Annotated in this window: 15 protein-coding genes; 7 read left to right on the top strand and 8 right to left on the bottom strand. The window is 66.6% G+C overall.

What is annotated here, in order from left to right:
• Positions 1–15: 15 nt before the first annotated feature.
• Positions 16–1,179, bottom strand: a complete 1,164-nt coding sequence (gene sucC, locus ACX12F_RS03970) for an ADP-forming succinate--CoA ligase subunit beta (protein ID WP_459368356.1) — start codon at positions 1,177–1,179, stop codon at positions 16–18.
• A 269-nt stretch (positions 1,180–1,448) separates the two neighbouring features.
• Here sucC and ACX12F_RS03965 point away from each other — a divergent pair, with 269 nt between their 5' ends.
• Both ACX12F_RS03965 and ACX12F_RS03960 read left to right on the top strand, forming a co-directional pair.
• A complete protein-coding gene (locus tag ACX12F_RS03965; RefSeq protein WP_459368355.1) occupies positions 1,449–2,543 on the top strand; it encodes a M23 family metallopeptidase in 1,095 nt (364 codons plus the stop codon).
• Positions 2,544–2,696: 153 nt separating this feature from the next.
• Positions 2,697–3,284, top strand: coding sequence for a hypothetical protein (locus ACX12F_RS03960; RefSeq protein ID WP_459370231.1), 588 nt, complete (start codon positions 2,697–2,699; stop codon positions 3,282–3,284).
• 66 nt (positions 3,285–3,350) lie between these two features.
• Here the strand turns inward: ACX12F_RS03960 and pcrA are convergent, their stop codons facing one another.
• Positions 3,351–5,708: a DNA helicase PcrA gene (pcrA, locus tag ACX12F_RS03955; protein WP_459368354.1), complete on the bottom strand. Its 2,358-nt coding sequence runs from the start codon at positions 5,706–5,708 to the stop codon at positions 3,351–3,353.
• A gap of 231 nt (positions 5,709–5,939) precedes the next feature.
• Here pcrA and ACX12F_RS03950 point away from each other — a divergent pair, with 231 nt between their 5' ends.
• On the top strand, positions 5,940–6,248 hold the full coding sequence (locus ACX12F_RS03950) for a chorismate mutase (RefSeq protein WP_459368353.1): 309 nt from the start codon (positions 5,940–5,942) through the stop codon (positions 6,246–6,248).
• 133 nt (positions 6,249–6,381) lie between these two features.
• Here the strand turns inward: ACX12F_RS03950 and ACX12F_RS03945 are convergent, their stop codons facing one another.
• The gene (locus tag ACX12F_RS03945; protein ID WP_459368352.1) at positions 6,382–7,830 is read right to left on the bottom strand and encodes an NAD-dependent succinate-semialdehyde dehydrogenase; all 1,449 of its coding nucleotides are present in this window, start codon (positions 7,828–7,830) and stop codon (positions 6,382–6,384) included.
• Between the two features lie 50 nt (positions 7,831–7,880).
• On the opposite strand from ACX12F_RS03945, the gene pgi reads away from it, so the two are divergent.
• Positions 7,881–9,545 (top strand): glucose-6-phosphate isomerase, encoded by a 1,665-nt coding sequence (pgi, locus tag ACX12F_RS03940; protein WP_459368351.1) that lies wholly within the window; start codon positions 7,881–7,883, stop codon positions 9,543–9,545.
• 51 nt (positions 9,546–9,596) lie between these two features.
• Here the strand turns inward: pgi and ACX12F_RS03935 are convergent, their stop codons facing one another.
• Positions 9,597–10,346 (bottom strand): SDR family oxidoreductase, encoded by a 750-nt coding sequence (locus ACX12F_RS03935; RefSeq protein WP_459368350.1) that lies wholly within the window; start codon positions 10,344–10,346, stop codon positions 9,597–9,599.
• A gap of 60 nt (positions 10,347–10,406) precedes the next feature.
• Here ACX12F_RS03935 and ACX12F_RS03930 point away from each other — a divergent pair, with 60 nt between their 5' ends.
• Entirely contained in the window at positions 10,407–10,952 is a 546-nt protein-coding gene (locus ACX12F_RS03930; RefSeq protein WP_459368349.1) for a chorismate mutase, read from the top strand.
• A gap of 1 nt (position 10,953) precedes the next feature.
• On the opposite strand, the gene ACX12F_RS03925 is transcribed toward ACX12F_RS03930, so the two are convergent.
• Positions 10,954–11,817, bottom strand: a complete 864-nt coding sequence (locus ACX12F_RS03925; protein ID WP_459368348.1) for an Fpg/Nei family DNA glycosylase — start codon at positions 11,815–11,817, stop codon at positions 10,954–10,956.
• 40 nt (positions 11,818–11,857) lie between these two features.
• Between ACX12F_RS03925 and ACX12F_RS03920 the strand changes: the two genes are divergently transcribed.
• Positions 11,858–13,642 carry an FUSC family protein gene (locus tag ACX12F_RS03920; RefSeq protein ID WP_459368347.1) on the top strand — a complete coding sequence of 595 codons (1,785 nt, stop codon included), beginning with the start codon at positions 11,858–11,860 and terminating at the stop codon, positions 13,640–13,642.
• Between the two features lie 52 nt (positions 13,643–13,694).
• On the opposite strand, the gene ACX12F_RS03915 is transcribed toward ACX12F_RS03920, so the two are convergent.
• Positions 13,695–14,090, bottom strand: a complete 396-nt coding sequence (locus ACX12F_RS03915; RefSeq protein ID WP_459368346.1) for a phage holin family protein — start codon at positions 14,088–14,090, stop codon at positions 13,695–13,697.
• Positions 14,087–14,833 (bottom strand): precorrin-6A synthase (deacetylating), encoded by a 747-nt coding sequence (gene cobF / locus ACX12F_RS03910; protein WP_459368345.1) that lies wholly within the window; start codon positions 14,831–14,833, stop codon positions 14,087–14,089. Before cobF ends, ACX12F_RS03915 begins: the two co-directional genes overlap by 4 nt.
• A gap of 142 nt (positions 14,834–14,975) precedes the next feature.
• On the opposite strand from cobF, the gene ACX12F_RS03905 reads away from it, so the two are divergent.
• Positions 14,976–16,172 (top strand): diiron oxygenase, encoded by a 1,197-nt coding sequence (locus tag ACX12F_RS03905; RefSeq protein ID WP_459368344.1) that lies wholly within the window; start codon positions 14,976–14,978, stop codon positions 16,170–16,172.
• Here the strand turns inward: ACX12F_RS03905 and ACX12F_RS03900 are convergent.
• A complete protein-coding gene (locus tag ACX12F_RS03900) occupies positions 16,127–17,338 on the bottom strand; it encodes an MFS transporter (protein WP_459368343.1) in 1,212 nt (403 codons plus the stop codon). The two genes, ACX12F_RS03905 and ACX12F_RS03900, sit on opposite strands and share 46 nt — an antisense overlap.
• Positions 17,339–17,372 lie beyond the last annotated feature (34 nt).

Raw genomic sequence — 17,372 nt, 5'->3', positions numbered from 1 at the left:
AAGTTGTTGGCTCCCTTACTTGTTCGCCAGCTCGGCGGCTTTGTCGGCACCGGAATCCATGGTCTCGGCCTGGATCACCAGCGGGTGGTTGGCCTCGGCCAGGATGCGACGGCCCTCTTCGACGTTGTTGCCGTCGAGACGGACGACCAGCGGCTTGTTGGCCTCGTCACCCAGCATTTCCAGAGCCTTGACGATGCCGTTGGCGACCGCGTCACACGCGGTGATGCCACCGAAGACGTTGACGAAGACGCTCTTGACCTGGCTGTCGTTCAGGATGACGTCCAGACCGGCGGCCATCACCTCGGCCGAGGCGCCACCGCCGATGTCCAGGAAGTTGGCAGGCTTGACGTTGCCGTGGTTCTCACCGGCGTAGGCGACGACGTCCAACGTCGACATGACCAGCCCGGCACCGTTACCGATGATGCCGACCGCGCCGTCGAGCTTGACGTAGTTGAGGTCGTGCTCCTTGGCCTTGAGCTCGAGCGGGTCGGTGGCTTCCTTGTCCTCGAACTCGGCGTGGCCGGGCTGACGGAAGTTAGCGTTCTCGTCCAGGGTGACCTTGCCGTCCAGGGCCAGGATCTGGTCGTCGGGGGTGCGAACCAGCGGGTTGACCTCTACCAGGGTGGCGTCTTCGGCGACGAAGACCTCCCACAGCTTCTGGATGGTCACGGCCGCGGCGTCGAGCACCTCGGCGGGCAGGTGGCCCTTCTCGGCGATCTCGCGAGCGAAGGCCAGGTCAACACCCTTGACGGCGTTGACGGCAACCTTGGCGAGACGCTCCGGCTTGGTGGCGGCGACCTCTTCGATCTCCATGCCACCCTCGACCGAGCACATGGCGAGGTAGGTGCGGTTGGCGCGATCGAGCAGGAAGGAGATGTAGTACTCCTCCGCGATGTCGCTGGCCTCGGCAACGAGCAGCTTCTTGACGATGTGGCCCTTGATGTCCAGGCCGAGGATGTTCTGCGCGTGGGTGAGGGCGTCCTCCGGAGTGGCGGCGTACTTCACACCACCGGCCTTACCACGACCGCCGACCTTGACCTGCGCCTTGATCATGACGGGCTTACCGATCTCCTCGGCGATCGCCTTGGCATCATCGGCGGACTCGGTGACCCGGCCCGGAGTAGTAGGGACGTTGTGCTTGGCGAACAGCTCTTTCGCCTGGTACTCGAAGAGATCCATGAGCTCTGAGAAATCCCGTTCTGTCTGCGTTGACGATTGAATTCACTTCAGCGTTGGGCCGCACTGGCTCGTTGCGCACTGTATCTATGTACGCGTGAGTAGCCAGCACCGCCTAGCACCCATGTGGTACATCTCACCCGACTGCCACGGGTGAGGCAAATCACACTTCCTGCCCAATGACATCGATAGGTTGCCAACAGGTTCTGATTTTCAGTACCGTCATGGGCGGTCTCGGTAACGGTACGGTCACGGAGCAAAGGAATTTTCGGTTGGCTGAGCACGATTCGTCTGGCACTCCCCTCGGAGAAGCGACGAACGCCGGCGTCAACGAGAACGCTGCCCGCACCATCAAGCTGTCCACCCGCGCTGTGAGCCCTGCCGAAGTGACCGACATCATCCCGTTCAATGAGTTCGGCGATCTACATGATCTGGACCTCTCCGAGAGCGCCTTCGACCGTGATTCCCGCGTCAACGCCGCCCCCGAGCTCGACGATCTGAACGATACCGACGACGAGACTCCCCTGACCCTGACTGTTCCGGCCGAATTCCGGCAGCCCGAAGGCGCCCAGCGCCTCTCTGTGAGCGCCTACCGCGACAGCCACACCGACAACAGCAACGGCCTGGACGACACCGACGTCATCGATCTGCGTGCGAGCCGTGGCTCCCATCGCAAACCTGAGCCCGTCCATGGTGTGAAGGGCCGACTGGTCGCCGCGGCCATGGCTGTCGGCGCCACCGCCGCCGCCGGGTATTCGATGATGGCTAGCGCCGATCAGCCGACCAGCACCAAGCTGGCCGCTGATCAGGTTGTCCGGGCGGACGGATCGGCCGGGTCATCTGATGGCATCCAGATCGTCAACGTCGAACCGGCCGCCTCATCTGGGGCGGTGCACGCCCAGGAACTGGCCAACGGCGCCGCCTACGCGCAGGAGCGCGCCGAGCGCGAAGCCCGCCTGGCCCGCCCGCTGTTCGTGATGCCGACCAAGGGTGTGTTCACCTCCGGTTTCGGCTATCGCTGGGGTGCGCTGCACGGCGGTATCGACATCGCCGGCCCCATCGGCACCCCGATCGTCGCGGTTTCGGACGGCGTGGTCGTCGCCGCGGGCCCGACCGCCGGTTACGGCGCCTGGGTCAAGGTCCGCCACTCGGACGGCACCGTGACGCTGTACGGCCACGTCAACACCTGGGTGGTGTCGGTTGGCCAGCGCGTTTTCGCCGGCGACCAGATCGCCACCATCGGCAACCGGGGCAACTCGACCGGCCCGCACTGCCACTTCGAGGTACTCCTCGGTGGCAGCCAGCGCATCGATCCCGTGCCGTGGCTGGCACAGCGTGGCCTGAGCCCGGGTAACTACGTCGGCTGATCCGTGAAGGACGACAACACCGCCGACGGGCCAGCCCAGACGCACTTGTCCGACCCCACACAGACTTTCGGACGCCAGTCCGGCCCTGCATTCGCGCAAACGCCTGATGATGACGCCAAGACAGGCCTGATCCGTCGCGCTCCGACAGGTGCCATCCCGGTCGTGCACTCCGCTGACGACAGCGCCCCAGCGACCAGCATCATCCGGCGCATACCGACCGGCGCGATCCCGGTGGCCGATGCTCCGCAGACCAGCATCATCGAACCCGCGGCCACTGGCCTGATCCTGCCCGGACTGGTCGAACCCGACGCACCGGGGACCACCCACCTCGCGGCACCCGGCCACGGCAAGGACGCGGCCCCGAAGCCTCCAGCCGGCCCGTTCGCCGCCTGCGCCACCGCCACCGCCTGCATCCTGAGCGGCTGGGCCACCGCGGTCATCGCGACGTCTCTGATCGCCGGATGGTGGCGTACCGACCCGCTGTTCTGCGTCGCCATCGGTTTCCTCGCCGCGGTATCCGCGGGGGCGACCATCGGCGGACAGATCGCGGTGCTGCTGCGCCACCGGACCGGCCGCATGCTGGTTGTGGTCGGCGCTCTGGTGACGCTGGTGATCTTCGCCAGTTTGTTCGTCGCCGGGGCAAAACTGCCGCCGATCGTCTACGGCATCCCGGTACTGCCCATCACGAGCATGGTGCTTGCGATGCTGCCTGTCACCGGGCGTTGGTGCACCAAAACCTGACGGCGCCAACGTGAATCCCGCTAAAAATCAGCGAGATCGCACCACCGTGTTTTGCGCGCGACGACGCTAAAGCTTCTGTACCGGCGCGTGGTTGTGCATCAGCTTGACCCGGCCGGAGCTGCCGAAGTCGATGAGCGACATAGCCGATTCGCCGACACCGCTGACCTCTTCTACCCGTCCCAGGCCGTACTTGTCGTGGGTCACGCGGTCACCTGGTGAGAGCACCACCAGCGGCTTGTTGCGATTAGGGGCCGGCCGCATGGGCGACGGGCGTCCACCACCCAGACCACCACCACCTGATCCGCCGGAGCCGTAGCGACCCGGCGCCGACAACGATGGCGGCGGCTCGACCCGTCGCCAGTCGATGAGCTCCTGCGGAATCTCTTGCAAGAAGCGCGATTCCGGGTTCAGCATGGGTTGCCCCCATGACGACCGCACCTTGGCACGGCTGAGGTACAGCCGCTGCCGGGCCCGGGTGATGCCGACGTAGGCCAGCCGCCGCTCCTCGGACAATTCGGTCGGATCGCCGAGTGCGCGCATGTGCGGGAACATGCCGTCTTCCCAGCCGGTCACGAAAACCACGGGGAATTCGAGACCTTTGGCGGTGTGCAGCGTCATCATGGTGACGACGCCGTCGCCGTCCTCGGGGATTTCGTCGGCGTCAGCCACCAGCGAGACACGCTCCAGGAACGCGGCCAACGCCCCGGTGTCGGGCACGTCCTCGTCGAGCTCCTCTTCCTGAAGGGCCCGTGCGTTGGCCAGGTCGGTGCTGAATTCATGTGCGACGCTGACCAATTCGTTCAAGTTGTCCAGCCGCGCCTGATCCTGCGGATCACTCGACGCCTCCAGCTCGCGGCGGTAACCGGTGCGGTCCAGCACCGCCTCGACCAGGTCACCCAACTCACCGTCGAGTCCGCCGCGCAGGCTGTCCAGCAGCTCGACGAAACTGGCAATTGCCTTCTCCGAGCGGGAGTTCAGCATCGGCACCCGGCCCTCGGCGGCGGCCTGCAGCGCGTCGTTGAAGCTGGCGCCGGTGTTCTCGGCGTACACCGCCACACAGGCTTCGGCCCGGTCACCGATACCCCGGCGCGGGGTGTTGAGGATGCGCCGCATGCTCACCGAGTCGCCCGGATTGTCCAGCACCCGCAGGTACGCCACGATGTCGCGAATCTCCTTGCGCTCGTAGAAGCGCATGCCCCCAACGACTTTGTACGGGATACCGGCACGGATGAAGATGTCTTCCACCGACCGCGACGAGTTGTTGGTGCGGTAGAACACCGCGACGTCGCCGTAACTGAACTTGGTGTCGATGCCGCTGCCTTTGGTGGTCAGCGTGTCGATCTCCTCGGCGATGAATCGCGCCTCGTCGTGCTCGTTGTCGGCGACGTAGCCGACGATCAACTCACCCTCGCCCGCGTCGGTCCACAGCTTCTTGTCCCGGCGGCCGGCATTGCGGCTGATGACCCCGTTCGCGGCCGACAGGATGTTCTGGGTGGACCGGTAATTCTGTTCCAGCAGAATCGTTTTCGCGTTCGGGAAGTCGCGCTCGAAATCCTCGATGTTGCGGATGGTCGCGCCGCGGAACGCGTAGATGGACTGGTCGGCGTCGCCCACGACGCACAGCTCGGCGGGCGGGACGTCATCGGCGCCTTCGGGCGCGTGGTGCCCGACTAGCTCACGCACCAGCACGTACTGCGCGTGGTTGGTGTCCTGGTATTCGTCGACCAGGATGTGCCGGAAGCGGCGCCGGTAGTACTGCGCGATCTGCGGAAAGTTCTGCAGCACAGCGACCGTCTCGCCGATCAGGTCGTCGAAGTCCATGGCGTTCGCGGCACGCAGCCGGCGCTGGTATTCGCCGTACACCTCGGCGACGATGCGCGGCAGCTCCTCATCGGCCTCAGACGCCTCCGAGGCGGCCTGCAGCGGGTCGATCAGTTCGTTCTTCAGGTTCGAGATCGCGGTCGCCAGCATGCGCGGCGAATACCGCTTGACGTCGAGGTTCAGGTCCTTGCCGACCATCATCAGCAACCGGCGCGAGTCGTCGGCGTCGTAGATGGAGAAGTTGGAGTTCAGCCCTGGCAGCAGCGACGCCTGGTTGCGCAGGATGCGGACGCACGTGGAGTGGAACGTCGACACCCACATCGACTTGGCGCGCGGGCCGATCAGCTGGACCACGCGTTCCCGCATCTCGGCGGCTGCCTTGTTGGTGAAGGTGATGGCCAGGACCTGACCGACGCCGACGTCGCGGTTGGCGAGCAGATAGGCGATGCGCCGGGTGAGCACCGCGGTCTTGCCCGAGCCGGCACCGGCCACGATCAGCAGGGGCGAACCCTCGTGCAGCACAGCAGCACGCTGCTGCGGGTTGAGGCCGTCTAACAACTGGTCTGTGTCGGGGGCAGTGCTGGTCACATTGGGGCTCGTCATATCAGCTCAAACTTACCGCCGGGGTGCGACAACCCACGCATTTCCCCGTCGCTTCGCTCGCCCCTTTGCGCTGGCACGGGCCGGGATGGCACACTCGAAACGTGCTCAATGCGCAGCAGCGATTTTTCTACGGGTACCGGACGCCGGTACCCGGGGTTTAGCTGCTTCCCTTCAGCCCCGTGGTCCGCATCCGGATCCGGGGCTCGTTTGTTGTGTGAGGCCTGAATTCGGATGACACCAGAATCCACCAACAGCGAGGAAAAAATGTCTCCCGAAAACACGGCAACCGAAACCGAACTCCCCAACATCGACGAGCTGCGCCGCGAGATCGATGAGCTTGACGCCGCCATTCTGGCGGCCGTCGCCCGTCGCACCGAAGTGTCCAAGATGATCGGCAAGGCCCGCATGGCCTCTGGCGGCACCCGACTGGTGCACAGCCGTGAGATGAAGGTGATCGAGCGCTACAGCGAGCTGGGCCCCGAGGGCAAAGACCTCGCCATGCTCCTGCTGCGCCTGGGCCGCGGCCGCCTCGGCCACTGATCAACTCCGCGAGCGTGCGCGTCTGCGCACGACACACCGCAGTTGACCGCCAACGACGTCGCACTCGACGACGTTGAGCGCGACGTTTGTGCACAGAGTTCACCGCGTGTCGCGCGCAGACTCGCACCTCGCGTTAAGAGGTGAGGGCGATGTACTTGGTGTCGAGGTACTCCTCGATGCCTTCGGTGCCGCCCTCGCGGCCGAATCCTGACGACTTCACGCCGCCGAACGGCGCCGCCGGGTCGGAGATGACGCCGCGGTTGACGCCGACCATCCCGCTCTCGAGTGCCTCGGACACCCGCAGCGCCCGATCCAGCGACTGCGTGTAGATGTAGGCCGCCAGTCCGTACTCGGTGTCGTTGGCCGCGGCGATCGCCTCTTCCTCGGTATCGAAGCCGGTGACGGGGGCAACGGGTCCGAACACCTCTTCCTTGAGGATGCGGGCATCGGCGGGCACGTCGGCCAGCACCGTCGCGGGATAGAAGTAGCCCGGCCCGCCAGGAGCGGTGCCCCCGACAGCGACGGTCGCCCCACGCGAGACCGCGTCGGACACCAGGTCGGTCACGGCGCCGACCTGTTTGGCGTTGATCAGCGGGCCGAGCGTCGCGTTCTCGTCGAGGCCGTTGCCGAGCCTGAACTCGCTCATCCGCTGCACCAGCTTCGTGGTGAATTCCTCGCGAACCGAGTTGGCGACGTGGAAGCGGTTGGCCGCCGTGCACGCCTCGCCGCCGTTGCGCATCTTCGCGAGGATCGCGCCGTCGATCGCGGCGTCGATGTCGGCGTCGTCGAACACCACGAACGGCGCGTTGCCGCCCAGTTCCATCGACATCCGCAGCAGCTTCTCACCGCCCTGCTGCACCAGCGATCGGCCGACGCCCGTCGACCCCGTGAAGGTCAGCTTGCGCAGCCGGCCGTCGTTCATGAGGGCCTCGGTCAGCTCGCCGGGGCGAGTAGTCGGGAGGACGGACAGCACACCCTTGGGAAGGCCGGCGTCGTCCATCAGCTTGGCCAGCAGCAACATGGTCAGCGGAGTTTCCGCGGCGGGTTTGACCAGCATGGTGCAGCCGGCCGCCAGCGCCGGGCCGATCTTGCGGGTACCCATGGCCAGCGGGAAGTTCCACGGTGTCACCGCGTAGCACGGGCCGACGGGCGACTTGGTGACGACGATCCGCCCGGTACCGGCCGGGCTCGGCGTGTAGCGCCCGCCGATGCGCACGGCCTCCTCGGCGAACCAGCGGAAGAACTCGGCACCGTACCTGACCTCACCGCGGCTCTCGGCGAGAACCTTGCCCATCTCGAGCGTCATCAGCGTGGCCAGATCCTCGGCGCGGGCGGTGATGGTCTCGAAGACCGATCGCAGGATTTCACCCCGCTCGCGCGCCGGAGTTGCCGCCCAGTCCTTCTCGACGGCGGCCGCCGCATCCAGCGCGGCGACGCCGTCCTGTGGTGTCGCGTCGGCGACGCGGGTGATGACTTCTTCGGTGGCCGGATCGAGCACCTCGAAGGTGGCCTGGCCGGCGCGCTCCTCACCACCGATCCAGAGGCCAGTTGGGACAGACGACAGCAAGGCGGCGATGTCCATACACCCATCATGTACGGCAGCGTTTCCTACGTCACACTAGGGTTTGAGACATGGCTGATCACACTCCCGCTGCCGACATCTCGACCACCCCAGCCTGGAAGGCGCTCACCGCGCACCACGCCGCGGTTGAGGCCACCACGCTGCGCGAGCTGTTTGCCGACGATCCGGAGCGCGGCCGCGAGCTGACGCTGACCGTCGGCGATCTGTACATCGACTACAGCAAGCACCGGGTGACCCGCGAGACGCTGACGCTGCTGCTCGACCTGGCCCGGGCGGCCGGCTTGGAAGAGCGCCGCGATGCCATGTTCGCCGGTCAGCACATCAACACCTCCGAGGACCGCGCGGTGCTGCACACCGCGCTGCGGCTGCCCCGTGGTGCGTCGCTGGTGGTCGACGGTCAGGACGTGGTCGCCGACGTGCACTCGGTGCTCGACGACATGGGAACGTTCACCGACCGGCTGCGCAGCGGTGAGTGGACCGGCGCCACCGGGCAGCGCATCACGACGGTGGTCAACATCGGCATCGGTGGCAGTGATCTGGGGCCGGTGATGGTCGACCAGGCGCTGCGCCACTATGCCGACGCCGGCATCTCGGCCCGGTTCGTGTCCAACGTCGACCCGGCGGATCTGATCGCCAAACTCGACGGACTCGACCCTGCCACAACGCTTTTCATCGTCGCGTCGAAGACGTTCTCGACGCTGGAGACGTTGACCAACGCCACGGCCGCCCGGCGCTGGCTGGTCGCCGCTCTGGGTGATGCCGCCGTCGCCAAGCACTTCGTCGCGGTGTCGACCAACGCAAAGCTGGTGTCGGAGTTCGGCATCGACACCGCCAACATGTTCGGCTTCTGGGACTGGGTCGGTGGCCGCTACTCCGTGGACAGCGCCATCGGGCTGTCGGTGATGGCCGTCATCGGCAAGGAACGGTTCGGCGAATTCCTGGCCGGTTTCCATCTGGTCGACGAACACTTCCGCACTGCGCCCCTGGAGGCGAATGCGCCTGCGCTGCTTGGCCTCATCGGGCTGTGGTACTCGGATTTCTTCGGCGCACAAGCCCGTGCGGTGCTGCCCTACTCCAACGACCTGGCCCGGTTCGCCGCCTACCTGCAGCAGCTGACCATGGAGTCCAACGGCAAATCGGTGCGCGCCGACGGCACCCCGGTGAGCACCGATACCGGCGAAATCTTCTGGGGCGAGCCGGGAACCAACGGTCAGCACGCCTTTTACCAACTGCTGCATCAGGGCACCCGGCTGGTGCCGGCCGACTTCATCGGGTTCAGCGAGCCGACCGACGACCTGCCCACCGCCGACGGCACCGGCAGCATGCACGACCTGCTGATGAGCAACTTCTTCGCCCAGACCCAGGTGCTGGCGTTCGGCAAGACCGCCGAGGAGATCACGGCCGAGGGCACCCCCGCCGACGTCGTCCCGCACAAGGTGATGCCCGGGAACCGGCCCACCACTTCGATTTTGGCGACCAAGCTGACGCCGTCGGTGGTCGGCCAGCTGATCGCGTTGTACGAGCACCAGGTCTTCACCGAGGGCGTCGTCTGGGGCATCGACTCGTTCGACCAATGGGGCGTCGAACTGGGCAAGATGCAGGCCAAGGCGCTGCTGCCGGTCATCACGTCCGACGCCGCGCCCGCCCCGCAGTCCGACAGCTCGACCGACGCCCTCGTCCGCCGCTACCGCACCGAACGCGGCCGCGTTTCCTAGCGATTTGTGCACGAAAATCCGCGGCTGGCGCGGATAATCGTGCACAAATCACTAGGCGAAGTACTTGGTGAAGCGCGGCGGCATCAGCTTCATCACCTCGACCAGCGGCCACCACGGCCAGCCGGGGACGACGGCGCGGCCCTTCTCCTTCTCGATGGCGTCGACCATGGCCTTGACGCCGGTCTCGTTGTCGACCATGAGCATGGTGGAGTTGGACTTCGCGGTCATCTCAGACTCGATGTAGCCGGGCTCCAGGACGGTGACCTTGATCGGGCCGGACGGGTACTCGGCGCGCAGCGACTCACCCAACGAGGTGACGCCGGCCTTGCTCGCGGCGTACGCGGCCTTGTAGCCGGGCACCCCGACGTTGCCGAGCACCGACGACACCAGAACCAGGTGGCCCCGGCCCGCAGCCTTGAACATTTCCAGCGCGGTCTCGATCTGCACCAGCGCCGCAACAAGATTCGTCTCGATGGTGGCCTTGTTGGCCCACAGCTTCCCGCCACCCAGCGGGTAGCCCTTGCCGATGCCTGCGTTGACGATGACGCAGTCGATGCCGCCGAGCTGGTCGGACAGCTCCTCGAAAACCTTGGGCACCTGGTCGTGATCGTTGACGTCCAGCGCCGCGATGGCGACGGTGACGCCGGGGTACTTCGCCGTCAGCTCCGCCTTCAGCTCTTCGAGGTTGTCCAGGCGGCGGGCGCACAGTGCCAGGTCGCGGCCTTTGGCGGCGAACTGCCGGGCCATACCCGCGCCCAGGCCCGAGCTCGCGCCGGTGATGAGGATCTTCTGCCGAGTCATGACTGCAGCGTAGCCAACTCGACACCCGTCAAGAAAGGTCGGAGGGTGCAGGATCGACGTATGAAGCTCGCCGCACTGTTGGTTGCCGTGTTGGGAATGACGTCGACGCCTCTCGCCCACGCCGACGACGATCGACTGTTCCGCCTGGTCGACACCGCGGCCCAGCGGCTGCAGACCGCCGACCCGGTGGCCGCGGTCAAGTGGATCAAGGGCGGCTCGATCGAGGATCCGGCACGCGTCGACGCGGTGCTGGCCGCGGTCAGTGCACAGGCCCGCAGCGCCGGCGCCGACCCGGCGTTCGTCCGGAAGGTGTTCACCGACCAGATTCACGCCACCGAGGGCATCGAGTACCAGCGGTTCAGTCAGTGGAAGTTCGATCCGGGAACCGCGCCCACTACGGCACCCGATCTGTCCGAATCCCGCACGGCGATAGACGGTTTCAACCGCACCATGGTCGCCGAGATGGCCGCGCAACAGGGCGTTCTGCAGAGCTCGAGCTGCGCACCCGCGCTCGACGTGGCCCGCACCCAGGTCACCGCGAACCGACAGCTTGATCCGCTCTACCAGCAGGCACTCGCGGCCGCCATCAAGAACTACTGCAACTGAATCACTTGAGCAGCTTGGACATTCGCCGGTCGGCGAGAATCTTGCCACCCGTCTGGCACGTCGGGCAGTACTGAAAGGACTTGTCCGCGAAAGACACCTCACGCACCGTATCCCCGCAGACGGGGCACGGTAGCCCGGTGCGGGCGTGGACCCGGAGGCCAGAGCGCTTCTCGCCCTTGAGGGTTGCCGCGCCCTGGCCCACCGATCGGGTCACCGCGTCGGAGAGCACCGAGATCATCGCGTCGTGCAGAGTCCCCAGCTGCTCGTCGGTCAGCTTGCCCGCGGTCGCGAACGGCGAAAGCTTGGCCACGTGCAGGATTTCGTCACTGTAGGCATTACCGATCCCGGCGATCACCCGCTGGTCGGTGATGACGTTCTTGATCCGGCCGGTGTTCCCGGCCAGGACCGCGCCCAACTCCGCCGGTCCCAGCGACAAAGCGTCGGGGCCAAGGGATGCGATCTGCGGCACCGCCAGCGGATCGTTCACCAGCCAGACCGCCAGCCGCTTCTGGGTTCCGGCCTCGGTGAGGTCGAAACCCGGTGCCTCACCCGGCTTTCCGAGATGCACCCGCAGGGCGATGGGCCCCTTGCCCGGTTTGAGTGGCGCGGCAGCCAGCTTCTCCGACCAGCGCAACCACCCTGCCCGGGACAGGTGCGTGATGAGATGCAGGTCGCCGACCTGCAGGCCCAGGTACTTGCCCCAGCGGCCCGCTCCCGTCACCTCGTGGCCGTACAGCGCGGTCGGCGGCGGGTCGAAGGTCTTGAGCACGGACAGGGCGGCGACGTCGACGCGGCCCACCGGCAGACCGACCGCATGACGACGCAGGTGATCGGCGAGCGCCTCGACCTCGGGAAGTTCCGGCATGGGTTCAGGCTAGCGACTCGATGTACCGCATGCTGTACACATGGCAGACCGCTCGGCGCCCGCCCCGGCCACGAACCCGCTGCGACGCATGCTCGTCATGAACGCCGTACCGCGTCGCTGGCCGTTCGCCCTGCGGGCCGCGGTCTGCATGATGGTGCCGATTTTTGTCGGGTGGGCCGCCGGAGATGTGTCCGCCGGGCTGGTCGCCACCATCGGTGGCTTCACTTCCCTGTACGGCAGCGGGCGCCCGTACCTCAACCGCGCGATGTATCTCGGCGCGATCGCCGTCTCGTTCGCGGTGGTCGTCGCGCTCGGCGACTGGGCGGCCGCGAGCCCATGGTCCGGAGTGCTCGTCGTCACGGTGATCGCGATGATCGCCGTGCTGATCTGCCAGGCACTGTCGGTCGGGCCGCCCGGCGCCTACATGCCGGTGCTGGCCTGCGCGGCGGCGGTCGGGATCGCGACCGAGCATCTGAGCCCATTGTGGCTGGGCGTGCTGGTGCTGGCCGGCGGTGCGTTCTCATGGGTGGTCCATATGACCGGCGCACTGGCCCGCCCGCGTGGCCCGGAGCGCGCCGCGGTAGCCGGTGCCGCCGAAGCGGTGGCCACCTATATCGAAACCACGTCGCCCGACGCCCGGCACCGCGCCGCGCAACTCCTGCACGAAGCCTGGATCATCCTGGTGACGTTCCAGCCGATGCGCCCCAAACCGGATGACGCCCTGTTCCGGCTCCGGATGACGAACCGCCGGCTGCACGTGTTGTTCGCCGAGGCGATGGCGGCCGTCGACCGCGGCCACCCGATGTCGGTCGAGGGCGCCGTGCTGGCCCGGCAACTGGGCTCGGTGCCCGACGACATCGGCGGCAGTTCCGAGGGTCTGATCCCACTGGGACGCCCGTCGGTCGGGACCCTGCTGCGACGGGCGGTGGCGCCGGGAGCTCCCCCACTTACCGCGGCCCTGCGCACCGCGGTCGCCGTCGCGATCGCCGGTACCGTCACCGTCGGCCTGAACATGGACCACGCCTATTGGGCGATGGCAGCGGCGGTCCTGATGCTGCACCAGGGCTTCGATTGGCGACGCACGGTACAGCGCGGCATCGAACGCACGCTGGGCACCTGGCTCGGCCTGGTCCTGGCGGGCGGCATCTTGATCGCCGCGCCGGGTGGGCCCTGGCTAGCCCTGATCGTCGGCACGCTGCAGTTCCTGATCGAGATGTTCGTGGTGCGCAACTACACCGTCGCGGTCGTCTTCATCACGCCCGCAGCGCTGACCATCGCGTCGGGCGGTCACCACATCACCAACGTGCCCGACGTGCTGCTCGCCCGCGGTATCGACACCGTGATCGGTTGCGCGGTAGCACTTCTGGTGCTGTGGTGCACGCGGAGCGGACATGCCGCGGCGCGCCCGGCACAGGCGATCGCCGCGACGCTGGATGCCGTCGCCGTCGTGGTCGGGCATCTGGCCGCGGCAGCGGTATCCACCGGGCAGGCCCGCAATGACCGGCGCGATCTGCAGTTGCGCGCCATGGCCATGCTCCCCGTGTACGACACCGCCATCGGCGGATCGGCCCGGAGCCGGGTTGCGGCAGAACGACTTTGGCCGGCCATCGTCGCCACCGAGCAGCTGGCCTACCGGACGTTGGCTGCGGCATGGGCCACCGAACGGTCCGGCGCCCCGGTCACGCCGGGCGACGCCGAGCAGCTGACCACCACGATCGGTGGCCTCGCCGACGCGATCCGCAGCGGCCGGCACGTCGACCACATCACCGAACCACCGGCCTTCGGCGCCAGCGAAATACAGGCGATTCAGGCGTCGCTGGCCTAGGGATTTTGTGCACGATTTAGTACGCAGAGCGGCCCTTTTCGTGCACAAATCGCTAACGCTCGATGGCGCGCTGCACCAGACCCAGCGCCCAGCCGACCACCGACAGCAGGATCGCCGCCCAGATCGCGGTGAACCAGAACTGGTCGATCGCCAGGCCCCAGTGCGTGGTGTGCTCGGTGATCCACGAGGTGATCCACAGCATCCAGGCGTTGATGACGATGTGGATCAGGCCGAGCGTGAGGATGTACAGCGGAATCGCGAACAGCTGCACGATCGGCTTGATGATGGCGTTGACCAGCCCGAAGATGAACGCGACGACCAAGATGATGCCGACCCGCTCCAGTTGGGAACTGCCCTCGACGAACACGAAGTGGATACCCGGCACCATGCGGGTGACCAACCACAACGCCAGACCGGTCACGCAGGCTCGCAGCAGCAACGATTTCATACCGTCGATTCTGCCCGCAACAGATAGGTGTCCATGATCCAGCCGTGCCGGGCCCGAGCTTCGGCGCGCTCGCGCGTGATCCGGTTGCCGACCTCACCGATGGTGCCGGCGATCAGCATCTCGTCGGGGGTGCCGAGGTAGGCGCCCCACCAAATGCGGGTCTGCGGTGGGCATTCCAGGAACGAGCACTCGCCGTCGAGCATCACGACCGCGGCCCCGGCCAGTCCGGTTTCGCGCAGCTGACGGCCCGTCGTGATGAGCACCGGCTCCCCGATGTTGTTGAGCGGTATGCGATGTCGGGCGGTGAGCGCCTGGATGGCGGTGATGCCGGGAATGACGTCGAACTCGAACGCGACGTGTTCGGCGACGCGGTCCAGGATGCGCAGAGTGCTGTCGTAGAGCGACGGATCACCCCACGCCAGAAAGGCCCCGACGCCGTCGGGTCCGAGTTCGGTCTCGATGGCCTCGGCCCACAGCCGGGCCCGCGCGGCGTGCCAGTCCGCCACGGCCTCCTGATAGTCACCGTCCTTGGCCCGCTTGGGATCCGGCAGTTCCACGAGCCGGTAGTCGGGCTTCTCGATGAACCGCTCGCAGATCAGCCTGCGCAACGCGACAAGATCGTCCTTGATGTCGCCTTTGTCCATGGCGAAGAAAACCTGGGTGTCATTGAGCGCCGTGACGGCCTGGGCGGTGACGTAGTCCGGATCGCCGGCACCGATACCGATGACGTGGATGGTGCGCATGCACCGAAGAGTATCGGGGCGTGTAGCCGCACCCTTCAACCGCGCGACGCGAACCCAAGGTATGCGGTACCCGGGGTATTGACTAACGCCGGAGGGCGGACGTAGCTTCGGAGTACGGACACTTCAGAAGGGGATGTCAACGATGACAGCTTCGTTCAAGGGCCAGACCACGCGCGCGGAATTCGCCGAGCGCCTGCTCAAAGGCTCGGTACGTAAGTCTTATGCGCCGATCGTCGACATCGACTGGGATGCGCCGATCGACCCCGACAAGTACTTCCTGCCGCCGAAAGTGGTGTCGCTCTACGGCACGCCCCTCTGGGACTCGATGAGCCGGGCCGAGCAGATCGAGCTGTCGCGCCAGGAGCTCGTGAACACCTTGTCGGCAGGCATCTGGTTCGAGAACATTCTCAACCAGGCCCTGCTGCGCAAGGCGATGCATCAGGACCCGACCGCGAGCGCCACTCACTACGAGCTGACCGAACTCGGCGACGAGACCCGCCATATGGTGATGTTCGGCAAGGCCATCGAGAAGGTCGGCGCCGACCCGGTGCGGCCGAAGTGGTACCAGCGCACGATCATCAACATGCTGCCGTTCGCCTTCCAGGGCTCGGTGCTCTGGGTTGCCGCTCTGATCGGCGAGGAAATCTTCGATTCGCTGCAGCGGCAGATGATGGACGACCCGGAGCTGCAGCCAATGGTGCAGCGGCTCATGCGGATTCACGTCACCGAAGAGGCTCGTCACATCCAATTCGCCCGCGACGGGCTGCGCAAGCGCGCGCCGGAGATGTCGTGGCCGAAGCGCTTCTGGGTGGGCAATCTCAACGGCCTCGGCGGCTTGTTCTTCCGATTCCTGTTCACCAACAAGGTCCAGTACCGCCGCGTCGGCCTGGACGCGCGGGCCGCGCGGCGGATGGCGCGGACGTCTCCGCACCGGATCGAGACGCAGATCGCGGGCTTCGCCCCACTGGCCTCGTTCCTGGAGGAAGTTGGACTCCTCGGCCCGATCGCGCGCCGGTTGTGGCGACGCACCGGATTTCTGCCCGGCGGCCGAATCGTTCCGGCGGCCCGCGCGGATGTCGCGGACCCCGAAGACCTGTACGACGGGCCGGCCACCATCGACGGCCGCGAGGTCCGCGCCCGGCTGGCCGGGCACCTCGACCCGATTGACGGCCAGTATCACTGGCGTGGAACGGTTTTCGAGTCCCTCGATGAATTGCCCCGCGGCCCCGTCACCGTAGCGGTCGGCGAACGCTCCGCGACAGCGCGGGTCACCGAGCGCAGCCAGCAGGGCGGCTACGCCGTCAGCGGCGCCGGTTTGCCGCCTTTCCCACTCACATAACCTGCCGCCAGCAGCCCCACCGCGAACACCGCACCGATACCGCCAGATATCAGCAGTGGCACCGTGCCGTCGGCGCCCCACGCCAGACCGGCCCACAACCCGGCGATGAGGACGGCAAAACCGCTGGCGCCCTGAAACACACCTTGGGCACTGGCCTGCACGTCGGGGCCGACCAGTGAAGACACCCAGGCCTTGCCAACCCCGTCTGTGCATCCCGTGAACAATCCGTAGATACCGATCAAAAGCCATGCCGCGACGGTGTTCTCGGTCAGCCCCAGACCTAGGTAACCCACCGCGAAGAACGTCAGACCGATGCCGAACACGGCAGCGCGCGGCATCCGGTCTGATAAGTGTCCGGCCGGATAACTCGACAGGGCATACACCGCGTTGTAGGTGACATACGCCAAAATGACCTCGACGACGGAGAAGCCGATCTCGTTGAGCCGCAACAACAGCAGCGCATCAGGGAAATTCACCAAGCCGAAGATCACCAACAGCCCCGCGACCCGCCAGTAGCGCTGCGGCAGATCGCGCACCCGCCCGAACAGTGGGGTCCGGCCGGCCGCGGTTGCCCGTCGGGGTTCCCGTACGAGGTACACCAGTGCCACGCTGAGCACGGCAGGCACGACTGCCACCCACAGCAAGGGCGGGATCTGGTGGTCCAGAAGTTCGTAGCCGGCGAGGCCGAGTAACGGACCGACGACGGCGCCCAACGTGTCCATGGTCCGGTGGAATCCGAACACCCGCCCCCGTGCGGCGTCATCGATACCGGCGACCAGCAGCGCATCGCGGGGCGCTCCACGCAACCCTTTACCCAGCCGGTCCACCACGCGTCCGGCGAGCACCCCCTGCCAGACTCCGAATGCCGCGACCATGACCTTGCCGAGCGCTGCCAGACCGTAACCGGTGGCGATCATGGGTCGCCGGGCAAAGCGGTCACCGAGCGGACCTGACGCCAGTTTGGTCAGCGACGCGGCACCTTCGGCCGCACCTTCGACGATGCCGACAACCGAAGCCGGCGCCCCGAGGATCGTCGTCAGGTAGATCGGCAGCAAGGGATAGAGGAGTTCACTCGCGGCGTCCTGCAGAAAGGACACCGCAGACAGGACCCGGACGTTGCGGGTCAGCCATGGCCTGCGGAGCGGACCGACGCGTCGGGGTCGCATCAGCTCATGATGCCGAACAGATCTGTGTTTCGCG

Source organism: Mycolicibacterium sp. HS_4_1 (assembly GCF_054515875.1).
This window is presented reverse-complemented; position numbering and strand designations above follow the sequence as displayed.

Coding starts and splice junctions, on each gene's coding strand:
- ACX12F_RS03950 (WP_459368353.1), top strand. CDS start 5,940: ATGACACCAGAATCCACCAACAGCGAGGAAAAAATGTCTCCCGAAAAC.
- sucC (WP_459368356.1), bottom strand. CDS start 1,179: ATGGATCTCTTCGAGTACCAGGCGAAAGAGCTGTTCGCCAAGCACAAC.
- ACX12F_RS03925 (WP_459368348.1), bottom strand. CDS start 11,817: ATGCCGGAACTTCCCGAGGTCGAGGCGCTCGCCGATCACCTGCGTCGT.
- cobF (WP_459368345.1), bottom strand. CDS start 14,833: ATGCGCACCATCCACGTCATCGGTATCGGTGCCGGCGATCCGGACTAC.
- pcrA (WP_459368354.1), bottom strand. CDS start 5,708: ATGACGAGCCCCAATGTGACCAGCACTGCCCCCGACACAGACCAGTTG.
- ACX12F_RS03905 (WP_459368344.1), top strand. CDS start 14,976: ATGACAGCTTCGTTCAAGGGCCAGACCACGCGCGCGGAATTCGCCGAG.
- ACX12F_RS03920 (WP_459368347.1), top strand. CDS start 11,858: ATGGCAGACCGCTCGGCGCCCGCCCCGGCCACGAACCCGCTGCGACGC.
- ACX12F_RS03930 (WP_459368349.1), top strand. CDS start 10,407: ATGAAGCTCGCCGCACTGTTGGTTGCCGTGTTGGGAATGACGTCGACG.
- pgi (WP_459368351.1), top strand. CDS start 7,881: ATGGCTGATCACACTCCCGCTGCCGACATCTCGACCACCCCAGCCTGG.
- ACX12F_RS03915 (WP_459368346.1), bottom strand. CDS start 14,090: ATGAAATCGTTGCTGCTGCGAGCCTGCGTGACCGGTCTGGCGTTGTGG.
- ACX12F_RS03935 (WP_459368350.1), bottom strand. CDS start 10,346: ATGACTCGGCAGAAGATCCTCATCACCGGCGCGAGCTCGGGCCTGGGC.
- ACX12F_RS03945 (WP_459368352.1), bottom strand. CDS start 7,830: ATGGACATCGCCGCCTTGCTGTCGTCTGTCCCAACTGGCCTCTGGATC.
- ACX12F_RS03900 (WP_459368343.1), bottom strand. CDS start 17,338: ATGCGACCCCGACGCGTCGGTCCGCTCCGCAGGCCATGGCTGACCCGC.